Below are 23,151 nucleotides of genomic sequence, written 5' to 3' on the forward strand. Positions count from 1 at the left end.
GCCGGCCACCGGGTCACCGGATCACCGCGCCGCGCCGATACTCGCGTCCGCCCCACACCCCGGACTGCCCGGTTCCGGACGCGTACGCGGCACACCCGTCCGTGATGGGGCAGCGGGCGCACACCGCCGCCGCGTAGTCGTACGACTCGCTCGGATCCGGAAACCAGCGATCCGGGTGGGCGTCACCCCGGCACGCCGCCCGCTCCCATCGCGTCGGGTCGGCGGCGGTGAGGAGGTCGGCGAGGGTCGGCACTGCGGTCACGGGGATCTCCTCCCTTCGAGGACGGGGTGGTCGGGCAGCGCGGCGAGGTCGCGCCAGATTCGCCGCTGCCGTTTGATGTCGTCACGGGGTGCGCGCGGAACCCACAGCAGTGGCATCCCGGCCTCCTCCGGGGTCCGGTCGGCCTTGCGCTGGTTGCAACTCGCACAGGCCGCGACCAGGTTTCCGTAAGTGTCTGCGCCACCGCGACTTCGGGGCTGGACGTGATCGACGGTCCGGGCGCCGATCGTGCCGCAGTAGGCGCACCGGTGGCGATCCCTCTGCAGTACCGTCGCAAAGCACGCGCGGGTGTCGTCGTCGATCACCGGCCGTGGCGGCGTGTGCACGTACTCGACGAGCCGGACCACCTCGGGCAGCGGTATCGCGAATCGCTGGGACCGCACGACGAAGCGTGGGGTCCGTTCGACGACGGTGACGGCGGCGTTCTCGACGACGAGCACGACCGCTCGGGCGGCCGGGACGACGTCGAAGTCGTCGAACGTCGAGTTCAGCACGCGCACCTGGCAGTTCATCCAGGTGCGGGCCGTGATCGCGGTACGGGCGCGGCTGGGCATGACAACGGAGCCTCGATTCGAGGGGATGGTGACGGGGGGCAGTGAGCAGACGGCGGACGACGCGGGCAGGCGTACGTCAGTGAATGCGGCGGGGCAACTGCATCGTCTGTGCAACAGTGAGATTCGATGCGGTCATCGCGGCGCCGTCCTTCCCGTCCTCGCTCGTGTCTGGTGGATCGGCTGATCAGTCTCGCACGACGGCGATCCGGGCGACAGCGATTATCTGCGCAGACGCGGCCGCGGGTCAGGAACGCGAATCGACCCGGACGACGGGCGGCATCTCGTAGCTGCCGTCGAGCACCGTCTCGTGCGGAATGTACATGCGCAGCAACGGCCGGAAGGCCCCAGTCGGGGTGGGCAACCAGTTGGCGCGGGCCGCCGGGTCCGTCGGCTCGGTCGCGCTCAGCGTCAGGGTGAGCGAGCCGTCGGCGCCGTAGACGAGGCCGGGTGTGCGGTCCCCGATCGAGTACCGCCCGATCGGATTGGCCACCAGGTAGAAGTGCGGCATGCTGTACATGGTGATCGACCAGAAGGCGTCCACCGGCGGCGTCGGCGCGAAAGTGATGGTGTACGTGCGTTCCCCGGTCAACTGGTCGCCCGCCGAGTCCGTGTAGACCGGGCTGTACGCCGCCTCGTAGCCGTGGTTACCCCACAATCCGCCCATCGCTGCCGCCGCGCGCAGACCGATTGCCTTGGCCCGGTCCGGGATTCGCCATTCGGCGCCGTCGATCGTTCCGATCTCGAAGAAGTCGTCGTTGTAGTCGAACACGTGGTACGTCTGATGCCAGCCGTTCACGATGCTGTCGCCGGCTCCCGACTTCAGCGCCGCCTCGATCCCGGCCCGCCCTTGCGCAGCGCCCTCGACGAGAACCGCCGCGAGGGCGGGGTCGACGTTCACGTACGGCGACGGTCCGGTCTCGAGCAGCCCCAGCGGAGCGAACGCCTGCTGCAGGGCAACGTCGTGCGGCGCCGGCGGGAACGCCTGCAGGTACAGCCGCAGCCGCTCCCAGAACATCAGTTCCTCCGGCACCGCCGGGTCCGGCTCCGGCAGCCCTTCCGGATCGTTCGCGGCGAGGGGCGTCAGCGCGATCTGGTCCTGCAGCTTGCGGACGCGGTCGACGTCGTCGGGCCCGTCGCAGGCCCACCGCCCGACGATCGACACGATCCGCGTCGAGCAGTGCACGGACGTGATGTCGGCCGGAAGCTCACCCGGCCAGCCCGGCGGCACCAGCACGTACCGGCCGGCCTTGGTGCCGGTCGCGCGCTTGCCGATGTAGGCGAAGTTGTTGGTCCAGGCGTCGACGAACTGGAGGACGAAGTACGCGTCCGCGGTGTCCGGCACGTCGAGGATCAGCGGCCCGACACTGAGGTCGAGCTGCGCCATCGAGTAGATGGTGTCGTTGTTGATGGAGACGAATTCCTCGTCCGGACCGGCCAGTCCCGGTGCATGACTGAAGGAGTTGAACGGGGCGGCGGAATTCGCGCCCACACCCGTCGTCACGAACCGCTCCACCTGCGACAGGTTGAACACCGGAGCGAACCCGTACACGAACGCCCTGACAACCGACTCGACGCTGACCGTCGAATCCGAACCGACTGCCGAATCTCCACTCGGGTGGGTCATGTCGCCCATTTCACCATCACTGCCGCGTGCGCGCTCGCTATCCGCGAACATTGCAGTCATCATGATCTGGTGACCGGTTTTCCCGAGTGGGCCAGGACCCTCGACTTCCTGCCGCATCCCGAAGGCGGCTGGTACTCCGAGACGTGGCGAAGCGACATCGAGTTACCCGGCGTCGCACTGCCCAACATGTTCGGCGGGGCCCGATCGGCCGGGACCGCAATCCTCTTCCTGCTCGAGCCGGGCCAACAGTCACGTTGGCACACGGTGCGCGGCACCGAAATCTGGCTGTACCACCGGGGCAGTCCGCTGGTGCTCGAGCTCGGCGGCGACGACGATGCGCCGGGACCTGCCACGACGCATGTTCTCGGACCGGATATTTCGTCCGGACAGAGCCCCCAACTGGTGGTGCCTCCGCGCCACTGGCAGCGGGCGCGACCGACCGGGGACGAGGCCGCACTGGTCAGTTGCATCGTCGTTCCCGGCTTCGACTTCGCCGACTTCCGCATCGAGGGACAGGACTACCCGCTGCCCGATCCCACCCAGTTCTAGGCCGTGGCCCGAAAGGCCGGCGGCCTCACGCGACAGGTTCTGTTGCACTGGCGGGCAAAGGAGTTCGCGAACGACGTCGGCGGGCCCGCCCCTCGGCACGTCAATTCGATTGCGGCGGAGACTCCCCCGCCGTGGAAGTCACGCCGCAGTCCTTCAGCGACAGGAGGCGCACTCGCCTTGGTGCCGGCCTTGGCGGATACGCCCACGACCAGGCCTAGAACCGCGGTACCAGCGCAGACTCGACAACCACGCGAGCATTGATAGGTCTTTGGTATCTATGAGATAGATCCCATAGATTTGAACTATCCATGGATGTTGATTAACCTTTGAAACGTCTGGCATCCAACTCCGACCGAACAGAGGTTCAAATGGCCCTGATCAACAAGCAGATCAAGCCCTTCGCCGCGACCGCGTACAAGAACGGCGCGTTCGTCGACGTGTCCGACGCGGACATCCAGGGCAAGTGGGCGATCTTCTTCTTCTACCCGGCCGACTTCACCTTCGTCTGCCCGACGGAGCTCGGTGATCTCGCCGATCACTACGAGGAGCTGCAGCGCCTCGGCGTCGAGGTCTTCTCGGTGTCCACCGACACCCACTTCACGCACAAGGCGTGGCACGACTCGTCCGCCACGATCGGCAAGATCCAGTACGCCATGATCGGCGACCCGACCCTCGAGATCAGCACCAACTTCGAGGTGCTCCGTGAGGGCCAGGGCCTGGCCGACCGCGGCACCTTCCTCGTCGATCCCGACGGTGTCATCCAGTTCATGGAGATCACCGCCGAGGGCATCGGCCGCAACGCCGCCGAGCTGCTTCGCAAGGTCAAGGCCGCGCAGTACGTCCGCTCGCACCCGGGTGAGGTCTGCCCGGCCAAGTGGGAAGAGGGCGAGGAGACCCTGGCTCCGTCGCTGGACCTCGTCGGCAAGATCTGACGTAAGTCTCATCGCGGCACGGGCCCAGATTTCCTGGGCCCGTGCCCACCCCCCAGGTCTCGGCGCCCCCGTGGCGCGACGAGTACCACCACGAACGAACTCCCCGGGCCTCGAGACGAGGTCCGGGTCCCGATCACAGCCTTCCCCGTCGATGGAGTTGATCCCCATGCTCGAAGCCTCGCTTGCCGGCCAACTGAAGTCCCTCCTCGAGCGGCTGACCCTGCCGATCGAGCTCGTGTCCTCCCTCGATGACGGCGCCAAGTCGACCGAGCTCGCCGAGCTGCTCACCGAGATCGCCGCGATGTCGGACAAGATCACCTACGAGCGCCGCGACGACAACGAGCGCCGCCCGTCCTTCGCCATTCGCCGCAGCGGCACCGACGTCGAGGTCCGCTTCGCCGGCATCCCGCTCGGCCACGAGTTCACCTCGCTCGCTCTCGCGCTGCTCCAGGTCGGCGGCTACCCGTCGAAGGAGTCCCCCGAGCTGCTCGAGCAGGTCCGGAACCTCGAGGGCGAGTTCCACTTCGAGACCTACTTCTCGCTGTCCTGCCAGAACTGCCCCGACGTCGTGCAGGCCCTGAACCTGATGGCCGTGCTCAACCCGGGCGTGAGCCACGTCGCGATCGACGGTGCCCTGTTCCAGGACGAGGTCGACGGCCGTCAGGTCATGGCGGTGCCGACGGTGTACCTCAACGGCGAGCTGTTCGGCTCGGGCCGGATGAGCCTCGAGGAGATCATCGGGAAGCTCGACGTCGGCGCCGCCGATCGTGCCGCTGCCGCGATCGCCGAGAAGGATCCCTTCGACGTGCTCGTCGTCGGTGGTGGCCCGGCCGGCGCCGCGGCCGCGATCTACGCCGCTCGCAAGGGAATTCGCACCGGCATCGCCGCCGAGCGGTTCGGTGGGCAGGTGCTCGACACGATGGCGATCGAGAACTACATCTCCGTTCCCTACACCGAGGGACCGAAGTTCGGTGCGGCGCTGGAGAACCACGTCCGCCAGTACGACGTCGACATCATGAACACCCAGCGCGCCGCGAAGCTCGTACCGGCCGTCACCGAGAACGGCCTCGTCGAGGTCGCACTGGAGAGCGGCGCTTCGCTGCTCGCCCGCACGGTGATCCTGTCGACCGGTGCGCGGTGGCGCTCGATGAACGTGCCCGGCGAGACCGAGTACCGGAACAAGGGCGTCACGTACTGCCCGCACTGCGACGGTCCGCTCTTCAAGGGCAAGCGCGTCGCCGTCATCGGCGGCGGCAACTCCGGTGTCGAGGCCGCGATCGACCTCGCGGGCATCGTCGAGCACGTCACGCTCATCGAGTTCGACTCGGTGCTGCGCGCCGACGAGGTGTTGCAGCGCAAGCTGCGCAGCCTGCCCAACGTGGACATCCTCCTCAGCACCCTCACCACCGAGGTCCTCGGGGACGGCAGCAAGGTCACCGGCCTGAAGTACCAGGACCGCACGACCGAGGAGTCTCACGCCCTCGAGCTCGAGGGCATCTTCGTCCAGATCGGCCTGCTGCCCAACACCGAGTGGCTGGCCGGGAGCGTCGAACTGTCGGCGCGTGGCGAGATCGTCATCGACGACCGTGGCCAGACCTCGGTGCCGGGCGTGTTCGCCGCGGGTGACTGCACCACCGTGCCGTTCAAGCAGATCGTCATCGCGGCCGGTGCCGGTGCGACGGCGGCACTGTCGGCGTTCGACCACCTCATCCGCACGACCGCCCCGGCCGACGACTCGGCCGCCGCGGTAGCCGGGTAGGGGTCTCCCCGCTCGACCGTACGACCGAGCCCTGGAGCAGCCGCGACGCGGCCGTTCCAGGGCTCGGATTCGTTCCGGGACAAGCCCTGTCGGAAACCCGACGTGCGGATATCTCAGAGTTCGGTGAAGTTCCATCCGGCGAGGTGCGTGAGCTGCTTGGCCGCCTGCCAGCCGCCTCGCTCGGGCAGAGCTTCGTCGGCGTGCGGCGCCGGCATGCCTTGTGCGACGCGACGTACCCACGGCGTCTTTTCCAGGGAGTGCACGTAGTTGACGTCTCGACCCGACGCACGCGGCTGCCCCACCAACACGAGTTGATCGGCGCTGGGCATCTGCGGGAAGACCCCCGAGAGGAATTCCGTCTTCGCGTAAGGACGGTCCCGCGAGAGCATGATCTCGTGCACATAGACCGTGACCCACGCATCGGGTCGCGCTCGCACTGCCCACACGTCACCTGCCGCCGCCGGCCCGGTGCCGATCGATGTTGCGACCTTCTGCGGTCTCGGTGTCAACGCACGTACGCGCGCCGCCAGCCCTCCCAGCGTGGTCTCTTTCGACGGCGGAACGGGAGACGGCTGCGGCGCTTCAAGATCGACCACCGGAACATCGAGGGATCCGAACAGGCGGTCGAACACGTCGTCACGCCAACCACGATCACCGACACTCGAATTCCACCATGCCAGCGGAGCCTGCGGTTCGACGCGCACGTTCGGGCGTTGATCCCGCTCGCGATACGTAGTGAACCTCTCGGCGAGTCCCGGGCGCTCCATCGGTGCCAGCACGCCGACCAGCGCGAGTGTCTCGAGGAAACCGACCGCCGCATAACGGTCCATCGGTACGATCTTGGCTGCCCTGAGCGCATCGGCCGCCTTTGCGTGTCGGGTCTGTGGCGGTAGAGCTTTGATCACCGCACGTACCGCGCCGAGAACCCAGCGATCGTAGTCGGTGGCGACGGGCCGCTCCCCCACCGTCCACGAAAGCGCCAGACCGCAACCGATGGGGTCTCCGTCCAGCGGTGTCGTCCCCGCCATCCTCGACGCCCAGTCGTCGACGACCTGCCTGCGCCCGGCGTGCCAGCCGCACACCTCACACACGTCTGTGGACTGCTCGCTCCACGGCGTCAGCTCGTGCTCCGGCGCCGACGTCGCAAGCAGAACCGCCGGGAGTACGCTGCGCCACCCTCCCGGCGCGGACCACATCGAGGCGGTGAATGCCTCAGCAGCGGCAGGTACGTCCCACTCAGCGGCCCTCGCGCGCAATCGATCCCAACATGAATGGTGGCTGACCTCATCCGTCGCATCGGGGTCGAGGCCCGCTTCGCGGAGCATGCCGACCAACGGCGCAAGGTCGGCATCACGCGACGGCACGAATCGTGTCATCTCGGTTGCGTCATCCCATTCGTAGGGGACGCGTTTGCGGATCACGCGCCAAGCAGCGAGCAGCTCGCGTACCTCACTGTCGTGCCCAGCCGGAATTCGTGCATCAAGGGTCATAACTTGGCGCTCCCGCCGGTCACGAGGCGAATCGGCTCGAGGGCGTCGAAATCGTCGGGAGTCGTCATGCGAGGGACGGTACCGGAGCCCTCCGACACATCACGCCTCGGCGAGAGCACCCAGCCACAATCGGATCGTCGAACGTAGCCGTGCGGCAGGATGATCCGCGATATCGACTGCAACCGACCGAGATCCGTAGGTCAGGTCGAACACCAGACCTTCCAGCAGACTGATCAGGTCGTGCGCCGCGCATCGCGGGTCGGAGGCGCCGAGCGCCCCCATCAGTCCGGTGGCGTAGTCCACCGAGAACAGACACGAGCCGATCGCGGTGCGCAATTCCTCGTCCGCCGCGGCGTCCACAGCGAGCGCGTATCGGGCGAGTACATCGCGACGCCGGCCGGTGAGCAGGCGATCGAGCTGCCCGGCGATCAGTTCGGCGGCGCCTTCGGCAGACGGGTTCCCCTCGGGCACATGCACGTCCAGGAACGCGGCCCGCGAACGCTCGGCGAGACGGCGCACCGCCGCTGTCACGAGCGCGTCGCGTGTACGGAAGTAGTACGAGGTGGACCCCTTCGCCAGCCCCAGATGCTTGTCGATCGCCTGATGGGTGACGGCGTGGTTGCCGCCCTCGGCCGCGAGGTCGAGGGCGGCCTCGCAGATCGACTCGCGACGCGACGGACGGTGACTCATGTCTCCATCCTGTCAAACTCTACGATGATAGAGTCACGCACCATGAAACTGTTCCGGCGCACCCGACCACCGGCGCTTCGAGTTCCGTCCGGCACATTCGACGAAGCCTCGCGCGCAAGCGGTTTCGTGCTCGACGCGACCCAACGCCGGGCCGCCGCGGAACTGGAGGACGCAGACGGCCGCTGGGTCTACCTGTGGGGTCCGGTCGGCCGCGGCAAGAGCTGGTTGATGGACACGTACTTCGCCGCGGTGCCGACCGACCGCAAAATGCGAGTCCACTTCCACGCATTCTTCGTCGACCTCCACGCGACGCTCGAGCGGCATCGCTACGACCTTCACGAGAGCCTCGGCGCGCTGCTCGGCGACGTGCGACTGCTGTGCTTCGACGAATTCCACGTCCACGACATAGGCGATGCCAAGTTTCTCGAGCGCCTGCTCCCGGCGCTGCTCGACCGCGGCGTCATGCTGGTCGTGACGTCGAACCATCCTCCTGCGGCCCTGCTGCCCAATCCGCTGTTCCACGATGCGTTCCTGCCCACGATCGCACTCATCGAGCGGACCATGACCGTCGTGACCGTGGACGGGCCACAGGACTACCGGACTCTCACCGGCCGCCACGAAACCGGCTTCGCCTCGGGAGTCTGGGCCGCGCCCGGTGACCGGGGGCAGCTGACGACACTCGGCCTGACGCGGCCCCGACCCGACGAGAGTCGGCTGCTTCGACCCGTCGGACATCCGATCGCGGCCCTCCGCGCCGACGACGACTGCCTGTGGTTCACCTTCGCGGATCTGTGCAGCGGCTCCACCGCTCCCTCCGACTATCTAGCCCTTACCCGGACGCCCCGTACCTGGGTCGTCAGCGAGGTGCCAACCCTGCACGACGCGGGACGGGACGCGAGTCAACGGTTCGTCAACCTTGTCGACGTCCTGTACGACCACGACGCCCCCGTCGTGTTCCTCGCCGACGAGGGGTTCTTCGACGCGTCCGGAATCGACTGCCTCGCAGCGGACATCGAGCGGGTGATGAGCCGGCTCCGGCAACTACGGCGCGTGCCCGCGGCCCCGGCTGCGCTTCCCGGCGAGTACGCAACCGGATGAGCCTCGTCGCTGCGGTGTGAATCTGCGGGTGAATCTCGCCCCGCCCGCCCCGATCGAGACATTCACCGCTTCCCCGTCGGTATCGTGCGGCGCGAACGCCGCGCCCGGAGGGAAGTGCGGCACCGCCGACGATCAGCCGGGAGCACCTTGGGTGCCGCGGCATCTACAGCCTTCAAGGCCTTCACGGGAGGACGTTCGATGAGGAATTCCAAGGTGGGGCGCGCCCGCGTACTCGCGGCCGCGGTGGTCGTGGCGGCCGCGTCACTGCTCGTGGTGCCGGCCACGGCGTCCGCCGACAGCGGCGCCACCGCCGCGTCGAACGCCTCCGGCGCCCACCTGGTGAAGTCGACCAAGAACTCCGATCGCAAGGTCACCATCTCGGTGTACTCGCCGTCGATGGACCGCGACATTCCCCTCGAGGTCATCCTGCCCGCGGACACCAGCGAGCCGCGCCCGACGCTGTACCTGGTCAACGGCGCCGGCGGCGGCGAGGACCGTGCCACATGGCAGCGCCAGACCGACGTCATGGACTTCTTCGAGGACAAGAACGTCAACGTCGTCACCCCGCTCGAGGGCGCGTTCAGCTACTACACCGACTGGCAGAAGGACGACCCGAAACTCGGCCGCCAGAAGTGGCAGACGTTCATGCTCGAGGAGCTCCCCCCGGTCATCGACGCCGAGTTCGGCACCAACAAGGTCCAGTCCATTGCGGCGATCTCGATGACGGGAACGGCGGTGCTCAACTACGCGATCGCCAAGCCCGGCTTCTACAAGAGCGTCGGCTCCTACAGCGGCTGCGCGGAGACCAGCACCTGGGCCGGTCAGAACGCGATCCAGATGGTGACCGGCGTGCGGGGCGGCGTCGACATCACCAACATGTGGGGCCCGCTCGACGGCCCCGGCTGGGTCGCGAACGATCCCGTCGTCAACGCCGAGAAGCTGCGTGGCACAGAGCTTTACATCAGCACAGGCTCCGGACTGCCGGGCCCTCACGAGACGCTCGACGGCCCCGGGATCGACGGTCGTCCGTTCGCGCTGGCCAACCAGGCGGTCGTCGGCGGCGTCATCGAGGCCGCCACCAACTACTGCACCCACAACCTGGCGTATCGCCTCGCCGACCTGAAGATCCCGGCCACGTTCGACTTCAAGCCCACCGGCACGCATTCCTGGGGTTACTGGCAGGACGACCTGCACAACTCGTGGCCGACGATCGCTCGGTCGATGGGCCTCTAGCCCGCCGCCCTGTCGCCCCGAGTGTTGCACTCGCAGAGGCGGACAGGTCGCCGGTGTCGCCGACCACTCGGTCGCGCTAGCATTGATTTGCGCGCGATAATCGGCGAAAGGGCGGTGGTCGGAGATGAACGGTTCGACAACTGCCGAGGACCGCTACCGCAGCGGCGACCTGGCCTTCGAGGACGCTCTGCGCGAAGTGACCGGTGCCGACATCGGCCGAGACGACCTCGTGCAGATCCTGCACGGCCTCGCCTCCCGCCAGCTGGTGGTCCCGGAGCTGTCCGAGCACGATGCCCGCATCCTCGAGGAAGCAGGTCTCGTCGGTGACCCCGCCGTGGCGACGGCAGCACGCCTCGACCGTGAGATCCGAATGGTCGAGCTGGTCCGCAGCGCCCTGTCGATCGACGACGCCGCCGACCGTCTCGGCGTCACCCCCGCCCGCGTCCGGCAACGGCTCGCCGCCGGCACGCTGTGGGCGTTCGACTCGGGCCGCAGCCGGCTGCTGCCCCCTGCCCAGTTCACCGATACCGGTGAAGTCCCTCACCTCGACAAGCTCACACCGCTGATCGGGAAGGACCTTCACCCGCTCAGCGTGCAGGCGCTGCTTACCCGACCGCAGCCGTCGCTGATCGCCGAAGGCCGAACGGTGTCGATAGTGGCGTGGTTGACCGGCAGTGCCGGCACCGCGGCCGACATCGAACGGGCCGCCGACGTGATCACCGCGGCAGAGTGGGAGTCTGCGTAGATGGCGGCGATGCTCCCACCGCCCCCGTCGATCGAGTGGCAGCCCACCGAGATGACGTGGCGGGTGCACCGCACCACCGGGCTGCACATCCTTCCGTGGAGCGGATTGCGCACGTTCGGGTCGATCCTGCGGTTCGACCACCACCCCGCCCCACGAAACGAGCATCCCGACTACGGCATCTGGTACGGCGCGGCCAGCCCCCGCAGCGCGCTGGCCGACGCCTTCCAGTCGGCGCGGGTCATCGACCGCCACCGCGGCGACCCGTACGTGACCGGACTGCGGTTCACCCGGCCTCTGAGGCTGCTCGACGTATCCGGGATCGGCGGCGCATCCTGGGCCACCCGCGTGGGCGGCAACGACGCCCTCGACTCGGCACCCCATAGCCTCGCGCAGCACTGGGCGCGCAACATCCATCTCGCCCACGACACCATCGACGGGATCGTCTACCGCGGGCGGGTCGCGGGCGGCACGGCCGTCGCCGTCTTCGAACGCGCCTCCGACGCCTTCCCTGCCCGGCCCGAACTGTCACTCCCCCTGGCACATCCCGCACTTTCCGACGCGATCGACACCGCCGCCTATCAGCTCGGCTACACGATTACCTGAGGCGGCGAAGTCGTACAACGGCCAGCCCGACATCGGGTTGTTCCACAATCAAGGAGACTCATGAACAGCGTGCCCTGGCGCACCCAGCTCGCCGAGGTCGACTGGCCGACGCTCGAACATGCATACGGCGAGGCGAGCGATGTGCCCGGCTGGATCGAGGGACTGGCCGACGCGGAGACAGTCGAAGAGTCGCTGCACGAACTGTGGGCGTCAGTGTTGCACCAGGGAACCCTCTACGACTCGACCGCGCCGGCGATGACGTCGATCGCATCGCTGCTCGGCGCACGGCAGACCGCGGACGCGGAGAACACGGCGTGGTTGCTGCTGATGTTCGCCGACGCGGTGCGCGACTACGAACAGGTCGAGGTGGACGACGCCGAGACGGCCACCCTCGTCCGGTCGGCTCGAGGCTCGTTGACCGGGATCGCGGCGCTCGTGCGACCTCTCATCGCCGACGGCGGCCCGGAGGCCGCGGCCGCGGCACTGCTGCAGGCCGCGGCGTGCACGACCGAGTCCGCTGCTCTCGATACGCTCGCGGCGCGGGCGAGCGCACGGCCGGCCGCGCAGGTCGAGCAGGCCTGTGTCGCCGCGCTCACGACTCTCGGTGTCGATGCCTCGGCGGCGCTCGCCGACGGGGATCCGGGCCTGGTGATGGCGGCAACGCTTGCGCGGATCGCGGTGGGGGGCACGGAGACCGCCGACCTCGACGCGCTCGTGTCGGGATGGGAGCTCGCCGTCGAGGTTGCCCCGTGCATCGCGTTCGGTGTCGGAAATCTGCCGGAGTGGTTGAGCGCGGTCAACCCCGAGGCGTCGACTCGCGTACTGGCCGCGCTGCCGACGCCGGACGAGGCGACGATCGCGGGTCTCGTCGATGTCGTCATCGGGTCCCGGAGCAACGCGCCGGCGGCGGTGCGTCGTTTGCTCGCGCTCGCGGCGCTGCCCGAAGCCGCTCCTGAGGCGATGATCGCCGCGCTCCGGCAGTGCCCGCCGACGCCCGAGGTCTGTGACGCGCTCGTCGCCCTCGCCGAGCGGGTCACTACCGGTGGCACCTCCGCCGTCGGGTCGAGCACCTTCGACACGGATGCTCGGGCAGATGCCGCCCTCGCCTTGCTGCGGGCCGGCGACGGACGGTGGGCACGCCCTATGGCACAGGCCCTGCTCACGAACCCCGCCGCACGTGGCCTCATGGTTGTCACCTCGGCGTCGGGGCGTTCCGCGCTCGGCTACACGCTCGCGCGCGAGCACGCACCGTCCGTCACGATGCTCGTCGCCGGTATCCGGCAGGCGCTGCGGCAGAAACCTCCGGCCGATCCGTCCCGCGACGGCGCCGGACAGCTGATCGACTTGCTCGCCTCGTGGCCCGCCGAGGCCACCGCCGGCGCACTGCCCGAGGTTCGGGAGCTGCTGCCGGTCGCGCCGAAGCAGGCCGCCGCCGCGCTCGCGATGTGGGGCGACACCGTAAGCATCGACCGTGTCCACGAGGTCAGCGTCACCGGTGACGCGACCATGTTGCTTGCCCTCGCACGGCTGACGAAGGATTTGGACGACTTCCACCGCGTCCTCGACGCCGACCTCGAGTACAGGGAGTCGGAGGTGCTCGCGCACTGGCCTGACCGCACCGACCCGCGCTTCCTCGACTGGTGCCGCAGCCTCGTCGGCAAGAAGCCCGCGACAAGCGACTACGAGCGAAGTGACCAGATCACCGCGCTACGCATCCTCGCAGCCGTCGAGTCGGACGAGGCCGCCACCGGGTGGCCTGTACTGCGCAGCATCATCGACGCCGGTCGCGGGCCGATCGAAGAAGCGATCGGTCTCGCGCTCGATTGGCGGGCCCAGCAGTTGCTACCGCCCGAGGCACACACCGACCTCGACGCGCTGCTCGCCGACCTCGTCGTCACCGGCCGCAAGGACTACAACGGCCCGCTCGTCAAGACCAGCGCCGCCGCCGCGCTCGCCCTCCTCGACCTCGGGCTGCCCCTGCCCGGCGCTCCCGCGCGAATCGTGAAGGTCGTCGCGGGTGCCGTGACCGACCGGTGGGCGCGCGACGTCGGCCTCCGGCTCGCCGAGCGGCTGACGGCCGCACCGGCAGCGGTTCGCGGCGCCGTCGCGAAGAAGCTCCGTTCCCTCGTGGACCGCGACGAGCGCTTCGACTCCAGCGGCGACATCGCTGTCGAGGATGAACGCGCCCTTGCCCGCCTGCGCCCGATCCTGGACGAACTGGAGACCGCATGAACCCCGACCCCCGATCCTCGAGGACGCCGACCGCCCCGTGAAACGCCACCGGCCGCCGACCGCGAGAGATGCGGTCGGCGGCCGGAGCGTTCAGCGGCCCGTCAGCTGTGCGCGGGGACGGATTCGTCGCCAGCAGCCTGGGAAGCGTCCGGAACCGGTTGCCCCTTGCGGGGATTGACGAAGAAGAGGACAACCGCGAAACCGAGCATCAGGACCGCGGCGGGCAGCATCGCCGACTGCGACATGGCGTTCGCGAACGGCTCCCGCACCATCGCCGGCAACTGGCCGCCCTGGAAGTGCGCCTCCCCGACCTTCACGCCGCCGACGCCGAGGGTCGACAACTCCGAGGTGATCCGCGAGGTCATGAGCGCGCCCATCGCGGCGCTACCGAGCACCGCACCGACCTGACGGGTGGTGTTGTAGACGCCCGAGCCGGCGCCGACGTGCGCGACGGGCAGGTTCCGCGTCGCGGTGGCGGACAGCGGCGCCCAGATGAACGCGTTGGACGCACCGATGATCGCCATCGGGATCAGGATCTTCCAGACCGGCGTGGTCGGGGTCAGCTCGACGGCCAGCCAGAACGTGGCCAGCGCGAACGCCAGGAAGCCCGGACCGGCGATGTAGCGGGGGTGCGCCTTGTCGACGAGACGCCCGACGAACGGCGCGAGGATGCCGGTCACGATCGCCATCGGAGCCATGAGCAACGCCGAACGCGTCGGCGACAGCCCGGTCACGCTCTGCGCATAGAACATGAACGGCAGCATGACGGAGGTGATCGAGAAACCCATGGTCGCGATGCCGAGGTTCGCGACCGAGAAGTTGCGATCCTTGAACAGCTCCAACGGAACCAGCGGCTCGTTGCGGTTGACCTTCTGCCACCACACGAACGCGATCATCACCACGACGCCGGCCCCGATCAGGCCCCACGCGCGGCCATCCCAGTCGTACGAGTTGCCCTCCTGCAGCCCGAAGACGATGCAGAACAGTCCGATCGCACTGAGCGCGACGCCGATCAGGTCGAACTTGTGATTGTTGGTCGGCAACGAGGGAACCAGGCGCCATGCGAGGACGAAACCGATGACACCGACCGGGACGTTGACGATGAAGATCCACTGCCAGCCGAGGTTGTCGACGAGCACACCGCCGAGGATCGGACCGACCAACGTCGCGACACCGGCCACCGAACCCCACAGGCCCATCGCGGTACCGCGCTTGTCCGGCGGGAAGATTCGCGTGATGACCGCCATCGTCTGCGGCGTCATCATCGCCGCGCCGAGTCCCTGGAAGACGCGGGCGACGATGAGCATCTCGATTCCACCGGACAGGCCGCACCACAGGGACGCGAGGGTGAACACGACCAGACCGACCAGGTACAGGTTCTTGGGCCCGAACCGGTCACCGAGGCGTCCGGTCACCAGCAGTGGCACCGCGTACGCGAGCAGGTACGCGCTCGTCACCCACACGACGGCGTTGACGTCGGTATTCAGGTCCGCGGTGATGACCGGATTGGCGACGGCGACGATCGTGCTGTCGACGAGGATCATGAAGAAGCCCAGACAGAGGGCCCACAGGGCCGGCCACGGCCGGAAGTCGGTTTTCATCAGTTGCCCTTCTGATCTGCGAGCCTCGCGGACTCGAGGAGTTCGTCCGTCACCCACGGGATGTCACCACTGCGGATGCGGTCGGCGAGGGTACGCAGCCAGTCGAGTTCTGCCTGCGTCATCGCCCGGATGTACGAGAACGGGATCGTGAACAGTTCCGGGACCTCTCGATCCCGTGCGAACTCGAACAGATCGTCGAGTTCGGAGAGGTTGGCGACGAGAGTCTCGATCCGACGCTCGAGCAGGCCGAGGGCCTGGTCGGACTCGAGGTTGTGCAACTCCGCGAGCCCGAGCGTGAACTGGGGGTACTCGGGTACCGGGGCCGCGACGATCTCGGCGACCCGCTCGCGCACCGCGCGTCGTCCCGCGACGGTGATCTCGTAGGTGGTCCGCTCCGGCCGGTTCCCCTGCCGGTCGGTGCCCAGTACCGCCACCAGTCCGTCGCGTTCGAGTCGCTCCACGGCGTGGTACAGCGAACCGGGGCGAACCTTGACGATGCGGTCCTTCCGGCGGGCGACGAGAAGTTGGCACATCTCGTACGGGTGCATGGGCCGCTCGAACAGCAGCGCGAGCACCGAGATTCCGAGGGGTGTGGCCGACCGCGGTAGCACCGTCACCACCCCGCTTCCACATCAAATATTCCGCGTGGAATATACGGCCGCGCGAACCCCTCGGGCAATGCCGTTCACCGCCTGTGACGAGGAACACCGCGGCCCCGGACGCGTCAGCCGAACGCGTCGGGGTCCGGGCCGAGCCGCCCGTCGGGCCTGTCGAGGGAGCTGATCGCGAACATGTCGTCGGCGGTCAACTCGAAATCGAAGACGTCGAAATTGCTCGCGATGCGTGCCGGGGTCACCGACTTGGGGATGACGACGTTGCCGAGCTGGATGTGCCAGCGCAGGACGATCTGCGCCGGGGTCCGGCCGTGCGCCTCGGCGAGGGCGCGGATCGTCGGATTCCCGAGGGCGGCGCCCTGCCCCAGCGGACTCCACGCCTCCGTCACGACGCCCATGTCGGCGTGCACCGAGCGCATCTGCGACTGCGCGAACTCGGGATGCAGCTCGATCTGGTTGAGCACGGGCGCCTCCCCGACCGCCTCGACCAACCGTTCGAGATTCCGGGCGGTGAAGTTGGAGACGCCGATCGAGCGGATCCGGCCGTCGGCCTTCAACTGCTGGAAGGCCTTGAAGCTGTCGACGTAGCGATCCTGCGCGGGCGCCGGCCAGTGGATCAGGTACAGGTCGAGATAGTCGAGCCCGAGGCGCGCGAGACTGTCGTCGAAGGCCCGCAGGGTCGAGTCGTAGCCCTGATCGGCGTTCCACAGCTTGGTGGTGACGAAGAGGTCCTTGCGGGCGACACCGGAATCCGCGATCGCCCGACCGGTTCCGGTCTCGTTCTCGTAGATGCGGGCGGTGTCGATACTTCGGTATCCCACCTTCAACGCCTCGGAGACGGCGGCGTACGCCTGGTCGTCGGGCACCTGGAACACCCCGAACCCCAGCTGCGGAATCGAATTGCCGTCGCCCAGGGCGACGGCGGGTACGGAACCGATGGAAGTCATATCCGGGCAACCAGCGCGACGCCCCCATGTGTTCCCACCATCCCAACAAGTGGACACCACGGTTCCGTTGCGCGACCCCCGCCGCGGGGCCTACGTTCGATCCGACTGGTCTGATCGCCCGAGAGGGGCGGGCAATGAACCTCGCCTACCGGCTGGCGTACCGACTCGGCCTCACCCCATGGGAGCACGCCGGGCGCGTCTTCGCCGACCAGCTCGCGACCCTGCTCGGTGCCGTCGCGCCGCCCGCGGCCGGCGCGAAGGCCCTCGACCTCGGCTGCGGCACCGGCGACCACTCGATCGAGCTCGGGATCCGCGGGTGGTCGGTCACCGGGGTGGACGCCGTCCCCCTCGCGATCGATCGGGCACGCGCGAAACTGCCCATCGCCGGCGCCGACGTCCGGTTCGTGCTCGGCGACGTCGTCAACCTCCCCGCATACGTCGAGCGCGGATACGCCCTGGCACTCGACGTCGGCTGCTTCCACGGACTCGGCGACGACCAGCGCGCCGCGTACGGCGCCGGGCTCACCGCAGTCACCGAGCCCGGCGCCCAGCTGGTGTTGTTCTCCTTCTCGCCCGGCCGGCGCGGCCCGCTGCCGCGCGGCGCGTCCCGCGCCGATGTGGAGCGGGCGCTCGGCGGGTGGACCGTCGTCGGCGACACCGCGATGGACACCGTCGGCGCACCCTGGCTGCTCGCCACGACCGAACCGAGATTCTTCCGGCTCGTCCGCCGCTGACCGGCCGGAACATTTCGCTGTGCGAACGGGTTGACGTCGGGGTGACGCCCCAGCTCTCCGTACTCGACCTGTCCCCCATCGCCAAGGGATCCACCGTCGGCCAAGCGCTCCGCAACACGCTCGAGCTGGCCCGTGCCACCGAGAAGCTCGGCTATCACCGCTTCTGGCTCGCCGAACACCACTCGATGCCGGGCATCGCCAGTTCGGCACCCGCGGTGATGATCGGGCAGGTCGCCGCCGTCACCGACACCATCCGGGTCGGGTCGGGCGGTGTGATGCTGCCCAACCACGCGCCGCTCGTCGTCGCCGAACAGTTCGGCACCCTCGACGCGCTGTACCCGGATCGGATCGACCTGGGCATCGGCCGTGCGCCCGGCACCGACCAGGTGACCGCGCACGCGTTGCGCCGGCAGGCCGATCCGCTCGACGCCGACGAGTTCCCGCAGCAGCTGGCGCACCTGCGGGCGTTCATCGACGACGGCTTCCCAGCGGACCACCCGTACGCGGCGATCACCGCGGTGCCCGGCCTCGGAGCCGGGGTTGCAATGTGGCTGCTCGGGTCGAGCACCTACAGCGCCCAGGTCGCCGGCATCCTCGGACTGCCGTTCGCGTTCGCGCGGCACTTCTCGCCCGCCCAGACCATGCCGGCGCTGCGGGCGTACCGGGAGTCGTTCCGGCCGTCGGAGATACTCGACGAGCCGTACGCGATGCTGACGGTGACCGTGATGGCGGCGGACGACGACGAACGCGCCCGCTACCTCGCCGCGCCGATGAAGCTCTCGATGGCCCGGCTGCGCGCGAACGATCCCGGCCAATTCCCCAGCCCCGAGGAGGCCGCGGCCAATCCGCTGACCCCGGAACAGGAACGGCTCGTCGCGGGGTCGTCGGCCGCTTACATCGTCGGCGGGCCGCGGAAGGTGTACGACGAACTGGACGCGCTCGTGGAGATGACGGGCGCCGACGAGATCATGATCGGTTCGACGATGTTCGACCTGGCCGACCGGATCCGCAGCTACGAGATCTGCGCCGCGTGGGGGGACATGTCCGGCACCGGAAAGCAGTCCCGGCCAGTGGAATAGCCGCAGAAAGACGGTGCAGGTCACACGATACTCGTGCGCACATTCCCGAACCGCGGGATCGAACACGAGGGGATCGATACATGATCGACGCAGCCAAGTACGGGCCGTGGGCCGTCATCGCCGGCGGCTCCGAGGGCGTCGGCGAGGAGTTCGCCGTTCAGCTCGCCGATGCCGGCCTGAACCTGGTGCTGTTGGCGCGCAAGCCGGAGCCGCTCGAGGCAACGGCGGAGAAGGCCCGCGCGAAGGGCGTCGAGGTCCGGACACTGACCGTGGACCTGACTGCCGCGGACATGCTCGACAAGATCCGCAGCGTCACCGACGGACTCGAGGTGGGTCTGCTCGTCTACAACGCGGGCGCCAACACCTACGGCCACGAGTTCGTCACCGGCGACCTCGACCGCTTCCAGCAGGTGATCGACCTCAACATCACCGGCCAGCTCAGGCTGATCCAGCACTTCGGCGCACCGATGAAGGAGCGTCGCCGCGGCGGCCTGCTGCTGGTCGGTTCCATGGCCGGCTTCCTCGGCTCGGCCCAGATCAGCATCTACGCGGGCGTGAAGTCGTTCTGCCGCACCTTCGCCGAGGGTCTGTGGCTCGAGATGCGCGAGTACGACGTCGATGTCCTCGAGATGGTCCTCGGCGTCACCCGCACCCCGGCGATGGCCCGCGCCGGACTCAACATGGACATCCCCGGCCTGAACGTCTCGGAGCCCGCGGACGTGGCCGCGCAGGCCCTCGCGAACCTGGGCAACGGCCCCGTCGCGGTCGCGAAGGGCAACGAGCGCGCCGTCGAGAAGCGCAGCGGCGGCAACCGCGCCGAGCTTCTGCTGGCCGCGCAGTCCGCATCGAAGGCGATGCTGCCACCGGAATCGAAGTAGCCCAGCACTTTCCTGGGGTCGGCCGCGACAGCGCGGTCGACCCCAGGCCTGTTGCCTCGGGCGGTCAGCGGCCGACGTGCCGCTCGGACAACTCCCACAACGCGGCCGCGGTCTCCGGATCGACGGCGTGGTCGGCGGCCCGGTCGATCCGGCAGTCGGACAGATACGCGGCGCTCTCGGACGTGAGTTCGGGGGCACTGGCCGCCCACACCGACGTGGCCGCCGCCGCGGGAATCGACTTGAGGTTGGCCAGCAGGCCCGGCTTGCCGGCACTCATCCGCTTCATCTCGGCGAAGTCGTCGCGCGACATGTGCCGGGACAGCCCGGTGGCGCACACGCCGGGGTGCACCGCGAATGCGTGGATCCCATTGCCCGCGTGCCGTCTTCGAAGCTCGACGGTCATGAGGACGTTGGCAGCCTTGGACTGCCCGTATGCGACGAACTTGTCGTACGGGCGCTGCAGGAAGTTCGGATCATCGAGGTCGACCGCGTGCGCGCGGTGCGCGTCGGAGGACACCGTCACCACCCGCGACGCCGACCCGGAGCGCTCCGCCGCGGACCGCAGGTTCGGCAGCAGCGACGCGGTCAGCAGGAAGTGTCCCAGATGGTTGGTCCCGAACTGCAATTCGAACCCGTCGGCGGTCCGCCCGAACGGCGTGTACATCACGCCCGCGTTGTTGATCAGCAGGTCGATCGGCCGCGTCCCGATGCGGTCGGCCGCGGTGCGGACGCTCGACAGGTCGGCCAGATCCATTGCGACGGAGGACAGTTCCGCACCGGGGACGGCTCGCCGGATCTCGTCCGCCACGGCAGCCGCGGCATCACCGTCGCGGGCCGCGAGGATCACCGCCGCACCGGCTGCTGCCAACGCGCGGGCCGTCTCTCCACCGAGACCGCTCGTCACGCCGGTCACCAACGCCGTGCGGCCACCCAGATCGACGCCGGCGAGGACGTCGTCGGTGGTGGAGTCGGGTCCGAAGCCGTTCATTCCCAAGGCAGTTCCTTCCAGTCGGCCGACACACTCGCGGTCCAGTCGGGGTTGCGGCGATCGAGGAAGGCTCGCACGCCCTCGGCCGCGTCGGCGGTGCCCATGACCCGGTGATGCAGTTCGGTCTCGTGGTCGGCGACCTGCTGCGGCGTGAATCCGTACCGCGCGGTGTCCCACAGCAGGCGTTTGCTCAGCGCCGCCGACATCGGAGCCACGTTGGTCGCGATGTCCCGCGCCATCGCCAGCGCGGCCGGCAGGACCTCCTCGGCAGGCAGGCTGCGACTCGCGATCCCCAGCCGCACCGCTTCCGGGCCGTCGAACGTCCTTCCCGTGAGCAGGATCTCGGCCGCCGCGGCCATACCCGCCGCGCGCGGAACCGTCCAGTGCGCCATCGCATCCGGGACGACGCCGCGGCGCACCTGCGGGATCGCGTACTTCGCGTCGTCGGCGACGATGCGGACGTCGGCCTGCATCGCGAGGGTCAGTCCGATGCCGATCGCGTGCCCGTTCACGGCCGCGATCACCGGCTTGCGCAGGTCGAACGCGGGCGGATCGACCGGGGACGCGGAGAACCCGTCCTCCGTCGGTGCGGCGAACGTCCCGCTGCCCGCCGTCAGGTCGGCACCCGCGCAGAACGCCGGCGGTGTCCCCGTGAGCACGACGACGCGGACGGCGTCGTCTGCGTCGAGCTCCCGGTAGAGGGCGCCGAGTCGGCGTCCCATCTCGCCGGTGAAGGCGTTGCGCTGCCGCGGTCGGTGGAGCGTGAGGACCGCGACGCCGTCGGCGATCTCGACGAGGACGCTCACCGCGTCGGCGCCTTCACTGCCGCGACCAGTTCGGCAATGTGCTCCTCGCGCACCGGGTATCCGGGGAAGTAGCAGCACACCCGATCGGCGTGATCGCCGAACCGCGCGACGATCTGCGCGGCGCATTCCTCGGGCGTGCCGTGCACCGCGAGGGTCGCGAGCATCGTGTCGTCGATCATGTCGGTCATGGCCGCGAACTCGCCCTGCTTCGACAGTGCGTTGAGCCGCGGTTGCAGATCCGCCCACCCCTCGACCTCGAGGACCGGCCGGTACGCGGGTGTCGACCCGTAGAACGCGAGCAGCCCCCGCACCCCACGCGACGCCGCGTCGAGCTCCTCCGGGGTGCCGCCGACACCGACGATCACCTGCGGGTAGATCGCGAGGTCCTCGCGGCTGCGCCGACCGCGTTCGAGGCCCTCCTCCACCGCCGGCAGCGTCCGTTCGCGGAAGTGCCGGACGCTGTTGAACGGCATCACCAGCAGCCCGTCGGCCACCTCGGCGGCGGTTCGGGTCATCAGCGGCCCGAGCGCACCGAGGCAGATCGGCGGCGGGCCGTACGGGTTGGGACCGGGATCGAACGTCGGAGGCATCAACGTGTGCGTGGTGAACTCGCCCTCGAAACGCAACCGCGAATTGCCCTCCCACGCATCGAAGATCGCCTTCAGCGCGAGCACCGTCTCCCGCATCCGCGCGGCGGGACGCGACCACTGCGCGCCGTAGCGCTTCTCGATGTGCGGACGGATCTGGGAACCGAGGCCGAGCCGGAAGCGGCCACGGCTCAGCGTCTGCAGGTCGTAAGCGGTGTGCGCCAGGTGCATCGGACTGCGCGGCAGCGCGATCGCGACGTTCGTCATCAGGTCCACGTCCACCGCGGCCGCCGCCGCGACCAGCGGCAGGAAGACATCGTGGGGACCCTCGAACGTGAACAGCCCGTCCACGCCGAGCGCAACGAGCTCGCGTGCCCGTCGGGCCGCGTTCTCCGGTCGCCCGTCGAGCTGAACATCCACCTTCATGACGGTTCCGCCTCGGTCGCCGTGTCGCGCCCGGATCCGTGGCATGCGAGGACGTGCAGCGCGTCGCCCAGTGCTCCCGCGAAGGCGTCGGACTCCCTACCGCCCTTGACCAATCCGCGCACCGACGTGGTCCCGGTGAGGATCTCGAAGAGGATCGACGCGTCCACGGGTGCAAGAATCTCGCCCCGCTCGGCGGCGAGCTCGAGGCGGGCGGCGAACGACTCGAACGCCGGTGCCTGTCGCGCGAGCAGGCGGGCGCGATCGACGTCGGACTGGGCGTCGCCCAGCAGACCGGGGATGCCGGCGCGGGCCGCGGGACTGGACGCGCGGGCCACGAACACGCTCGCCCACGCCCGGAGGTCGGCCCGGAGGTCGTCGGTGGCCTCGGGGAGCCCGTCGGCCGCGGGCCCGTGGATCGCGTCCTCGATCAGGGCCTCGCGACTGGGCCAGCGACGGTAGATCGCGGGCGTGCTCACGTCCGCCCGTCGCGCGATGGCCATGAGGGTTGTCTGTTGGTACCCGACTTCGCCGAGCAATCCTCGGGCCGCAACGAGGACCGCGTGATCCTTGCCGGGGTCCCGCGGCCGACCGACACGGGGAGCGTTCGCGTTCATTACATTTCATGCTAGGACGTTACTTCGGGGTCCCGGAGCGAATCCGCGAAATCGGTCGAGCCGCCCATGGCCGGGGCACCGGCGCGAG

The 23,151-nt window shown here is 68.9% G+C and carries 23 protein-coding genes; 11 read left to right on the top strand and 12 right to left on the bottom strand.

The annotated features are described in order from the left end of the window. Nucleotides 1–13 precede the first annotated feature (13 nt). The 3 genes from ABI214_RS08430 to ABI214_RS08440 all read right to left on the bottom strand — a co-directional run bounded on the left by ABI214_RS08430 (nt 14) and on the right by ABI214_RS08440 (nt 2,458). Nucleotides 14–262 (bottom strand): WhiB family transcriptional regulator, encoded by a 249-nt coding sequence (locus tag ABI214_RS08430; protein WP_348608612.1) that lies wholly within the window; start codon nt 260–262, stop codon nt 14–16. After that, complete coding sequence (locus ABI214_RS08435) at nt 259–834, bottom strand: HNH endonuclease (protein WP_348608615.1); 576 nt, start codon at nt 832–834, stop codon at nt 259–261. The genes ABI214_RS08430 and ABI214_RS08435 overlap by 4 nt, the downstream gene beginning before the upstream one ends. A 244-nt stretch (nt 835–1,078) precedes the next feature. After that, nucleotides 1,079–2,458 carry a DUF1254 domain-containing protein gene (locus ABI214_RS08440; protein ID WP_348608618.1) on the bottom strand — a complete coding sequence of 460 codons (1,380 nt, stop codon included), beginning with the start codon at nt 2,456–2,458 and terminating at the stop codon, nt 1,079–1,081. Nucleotides 2,459–2,527: 69 nt separating this feature from the next. Between ABI214_RS08440 and ABI214_RS08445 the strand changes: the two genes are divergently transcribed. From ABI214_RS08445 to ahpF, 3 genes are all read left to right on the top strand, one after another. Continuing rightward, on the top strand, nt 2,528–3,007 hold the full coding sequence (locus tag ABI214_RS08445) for a cupin domain-containing protein (protein ID WP_348608621.1): 480 nt from the start codon (nt 2,528–2,530) through the stop codon (nt 3,005–3,007). A 368-nt stretch (nt 3,008–3,375) separates the two neighbouring features. After that, nucleotides 3,376–3,939: an alkyl hydroperoxide reductase subunit C gene (gene ahpC, locus ABI214_RS08450; RefSeq protein WP_348608624.1), complete on the top strand. Its 564-nt coding sequence runs from the start codon at nt 3,376–3,378 to the stop codon at nt 3,937–3,939. A 166-nt stretch (nt 3,940–4,105) separates the two neighbouring features. After that, nucleotides 4,106–5,698 (top strand): alkyl hydroperoxide reductase subunit F, encoded by a 1,593-nt coding sequence (ahpF, locus tag ABI214_RS08455; RefSeq protein WP_348611418.1) that lies wholly within the window; start codon nt 4,106–4,108, stop codon nt 5,696–5,698. A gap of 113 nt (nt 5,699–5,811) precedes the next feature. Here ahpF and ABI214_RS08460 read toward each other — a convergent pair whose 3' ends face one another. Together ABI214_RS08460 and ABI214_RS08465 are read right to left on the bottom strand one after the other, a co-directional pair. Continuing rightward, complete coding sequence (locus tag ABI214_RS08460) at nt 5,812–7,188, bottom strand: hypothetical protein (protein WP_348608627.1); 1,377 nt, start codon at nt 7,186–7,188, stop codon at nt 5,812–5,814. Nucleotides 7,189–7,287: 99 nt separating this feature from the next. Then, the gene (locus tag ABI214_RS08465) at nt 7,288–7,878 is read right to left on the bottom strand and encodes a TetR/AcrR family transcriptional regulator (protein ID WP_348608630.1); all 591 of its coding nucleotides are present in this window, start codon (nt 7,876–7,878) and stop codon (nt 7,288–7,290) included. Nucleotides 7,879–7,920: 42 nt separating this feature from the next. Here ABI214_RS08465 and zapE point away from each other — a divergent pair, with 42 nt between their 5' ends. From zapE to ABI214_RS08490, 5 genes are all read left to right on the top strand, one after another. Continuing rightward, a complete protein-coding gene (zapE, locus tag ABI214_RS08470; RefSeq protein ID WP_348608633.1) occupies nt 7,921–8,976 on the top strand; it encodes a cell division protein ZapE in 1,056 nt (351 codons plus the stop codon). A 198-nt stretch (nt 8,977–9,174) separates the two neighbouring features. Next, the gene (locus ABI214_RS08475) at nt 9,175–10,209 is read left to right on the top strand and encodes an alpha/beta hydrolase (protein WP_348608636.1); all 1,035 of its coding nucleotides are present in this window, start codon (nt 9,175–9,177) and stop codon (nt 10,207–10,209) included. 124 nt (nt 10,210–10,333) lie between these two features. Beyond that, a complete protein-coding gene (locus ABI214_RS08480) occupies nt 10,334–10,954 on the top strand; it encodes a hypothetical protein (protein ID WP_348608641.1) in 621 nt (206 codons plus the stop codon). Beyond that, the gene (locus ABI214_RS08485) at nt 10,955–11,557 is read left to right on the top strand and encodes an RES family NAD+ phosphorylase (protein ID WP_348608646.1); all 603 of its coding nucleotides are present in this window, start codon (nt 10,955–10,957) and stop codon (nt 11,555–11,557) included. Nucleotides 11,558–11,617: 60 nt separating this feature from the next. After that, nucleotides 11,618–13,789 (top strand): hypothetical protein, encoded by a 2,172-nt coding sequence (locus ABI214_RS08490; protein WP_348608649.1) that lies wholly within the window; start codon nt 11,618–11,620, stop codon nt 13,787–13,789. A gap of 101 nt (nt 13,790–13,890) precedes the next feature. Here ABI214_RS08490 and ABI214_RS08495 read toward each other — a convergent pair whose 3' ends face one another. The 3 genes from ABI214_RS08495 to ABI214_RS08505 all read right to left on the bottom strand — a co-directional run bounded on the left by ABI214_RS08495 (nt 13,891) and on the right by ABI214_RS08505 (nt 16,951). Then, nucleotides 13,891–15,390 carry a DHA2 family efflux MFS transporter permease subunit gene (locus tag ABI214_RS08495; protein WP_348608652.1) on the bottom strand — a complete coding sequence of 500 codons (1,500 nt, stop codon included), beginning with the start codon at nt 15,388–15,390 and terminating at the stop codon, nt 13,891–13,893. Continuing rightward, nucleotides 15,390–16,007 (bottom strand): PadR family transcriptional regulator, encoded by a 618-nt coding sequence (locus ABI214_RS08500; protein ID WP_348608656.1) that lies wholly within the window; start codon nt 16,005–16,007, stop codon nt 15,390–15,392. Before ABI214_RS08500 ends, ABI214_RS08495 begins: the two co-directional genes overlap by 1 nt. A 107-nt stretch (nt 16,008–16,114) precedes the next feature. After that, entirely contained in the window at nt 16,115–16,951 is an 837-nt protein-coding gene (locus ABI214_RS08505; RefSeq protein WP_348608661.1) for an aldo/keto reductase, read from the bottom strand. 134 nt (nt 16,952–17,085) lie between these two features. Here ABI214_RS08505 and ABI214_RS08510 point away from each other — a divergent pair, with 134 nt between their 5' ends. The 3 genes from ABI214_RS08510 to ABI214_RS08520 all read left to right on the top strand — a co-directional run bounded on the left by ABI214_RS08510 (nt 17,086) and on the right by ABI214_RS08520 (nt 19,642). Next, a complete protein-coding gene (locus ABI214_RS08510) occupies nt 17,086–17,685 on the top strand; it encodes a class I SAM-dependent methyltransferase (protein ID WP_348608665.1) in 600 nt (199 codons plus the stop codon). Between the two features lie 41 nt (nt 17,686–17,726). Beyond that, a complete protein-coding gene (locus ABI214_RS08515; RefSeq protein ID WP_348608667.1) occupies nt 17,727–18,764 on the top strand; it encodes an LLM class flavin-dependent oxidoreductase in 1,038 nt (345 codons plus the stop codon). Between the two features lie 80 nt (nt 18,765–18,844). Continuing rightward, nucleotides 18,845–19,642, top strand: a complete 798-nt coding sequence (locus ABI214_RS08520; protein WP_348608672.1) for an SDR family NAD(P)-dependent oxidoreductase — start codon at nt 18,845–18,847, stop codon at nt 19,640–19,642. Between the two features lie 64 nt (nt 19,643–19,706). Here the strand turns inward: ABI214_RS08520 and ABI214_RS08525 are convergent, their stop codons facing one another. Genes ABI214_RS08525 through ABI214_RS08540 form a run of 4 tightly spaced genes read right to left on the bottom strand, consistent with a single transcriptional unit; the run spans nt 19,707 to nt 23,063 of the window. Next, on the bottom strand, nt 19,707–20,630 hold the full coding sequence (locus ABI214_RS08525; protein WP_348608675.1) for an SDR family NAD(P)-dependent oxidoreductase: 924 nt from the start codon (nt 20,628–20,630) through the stop codon (nt 19,707–19,709). Continuing rightward, complete coding sequence (locus ABI214_RS08530) at nt 20,627–21,436, bottom strand: enoyl-CoA hydratase/isomerase family protein (protein WP_348608678.1); 810 nt, start codon at nt 21,434–21,436, stop codon at nt 20,627–20,629. The genes ABI214_RS08525 and ABI214_RS08530 overlap by 4 nt, the downstream gene beginning before the upstream one ends. Beyond that, on the bottom strand, nt 21,433–22,449 hold the full coding sequence (locus ABI214_RS08535; protein WP_348608681.1) for a TIGR03617 family F420-dependent LLM class oxidoreductase: 1,017 nt from the start codon (nt 22,447–22,449) through the stop codon (nt 21,433–21,435). Before ABI214_RS08535 ends, ABI214_RS08530 begins: the two co-directional genes overlap by 4 nt. Next, entirely contained in the window at nt 22,446–23,063 is a 618-nt protein-coding gene (locus ABI214_RS08540; protein WP_348608685.1) for a TetR/AcrR family transcriptional regulator, read from the bottom strand. Before ABI214_RS08540 ends, ABI214_RS08535 begins: the two co-directional genes overlap by 4 nt. Between the last annotated feature and the right edge of the window lie 88 nt (nt 23,064–23,151).

Origin of the sequence: Prescottella soli, assembly GCF_040024445.1 — a bacterium.
Lineage (GTDB): Bacteria > Actinomycetota > Actinomycetes > Mycobacteriales > Mycobacteriaceae > Prescottella > Prescottella soli.

Bases quoted from the DNA above. Each gene is read 5' to 3' on its own strand.
- ABI214_RS08495 (WP_348608652.1), bottom strand. From the start codon at position 15,390: ATGAAAACCGACTTCCGGCCGTGGCCGGCCCTGTGGGCCCTCTGTCTG.
- ABI214_RS08475 (WP_348608636.1), top strand. From the start codon at position 9,175: ATGAGGAATTCCAAGGTGGGGCGCGCCCGCGTACTCGCGGCCGCGGTG.
- ABI214_RS08465 (WP_348608630.1), bottom strand. From the start codon at position 7,878: ATGAGTCACCGTCCGTCGCGTCGCGAGTCGATCTGCGAGGCCGCCCTC.
- ABI214_RS08480 (WP_348608641.1), top strand. From the start codon at position 10,334: ATGAACGGTTCGACAACTGCCGAGGACCGCTACCGCAGCGGCGACCTG.
- ABI214_RS08505 (WP_348608661.1), bottom strand. From the start codon at position 16,951: ATGACTTCCATCGGTTCCGTACCCGCCGTCGCCCTGGGCGACGGCAAT.
- ABI214_RS08535 (WP_348608681.1), bottom strand. From the start codon at position 22,449: ATGAAGGTGGATGTTCAGCTCGACGGGCGACCGGAGAACGCGGCCCGA.
- ABI214_RS08540 (WP_348608685.1), bottom strand. From the start codon at position 23,063: ATGAACGCGAACGCTCCCCGTGTCGGTCGGCCGCGGGACCCCGGCAAG.
- ABI214_RS08435 (WP_348608615.1), bottom strand. From the start codon at position 834: ATGCCCAGCCGCGCCCGTACCGCGATCACGGCCCGCACCTGGATGAAC.
- ABI214_RS08490 (WP_348608649.1), top strand. From the start codon at position 11,618: ATGAACAGCGTGCCCTGGCGCACCCAGCTCGCCGAGGTCGACTGGCCG.
- ABI214_RS08440 (WP_348608618.1), bottom strand. From the start codon at position 2,458: ATGACCCACCCGAGTGGAGATTCGGCAGTCGGTTCGGATTCGACGGTC.
- ABI214_RS08485 (WP_348608646.1), top strand. From the start codon at position 10,955: ATGGCGGCGATGCTCCCACCGCCCCCGTCGATCGAGTGGCAGCCCACC.
- ahpC (WP_348608624.1), top strand. From the start codon at position 3,376: ATGGCCCTGATCAACAAGCAGATCAAGCCCTTCGCCGCGACCGCGTAC.
- ABI214_RS08460 (WP_348608627.1), bottom strand. From the start codon at position 7,188: ATGACCCTTGATGCACGAATTCCGGCTGGGCACGACAGTGAGGTACGC.
- zapE (WP_348608633.1), top strand. From the start codon at position 7,921: ATGAAACTGTTCCGGCGCACCCGACCACCGGCGCTTCGAGTTCCGTCC.
- ABI214_RS08510 (WP_348608665.1), top strand. From the start codon at position 17,086: ATGAACCTCGCCTACCGGCTGGCGTACCGACTCGGCCTCACCCCATGG.
- ABI214_RS08520 (WP_348608672.1), top strand. From the start codon at position 18,845: ATGATCGACGCAGCCAAGTACGGGCCGTGGGCCGTCATCGCCGGCGGC.
- ahpF (WP_348611418.1), top strand. From the start codon at position 4,106: ATGCTCGAAGCCTCGCTTGCCGGCCAACTGAAGTCCCTCCTCGAGCGG.
- ABI214_RS08525 (WP_348608675.1), bottom strand. From the start codon at position 20,630: ATGAACGGCTTCGGACCCGACTCCACCACCGACGACGTCCTCGCCGGC.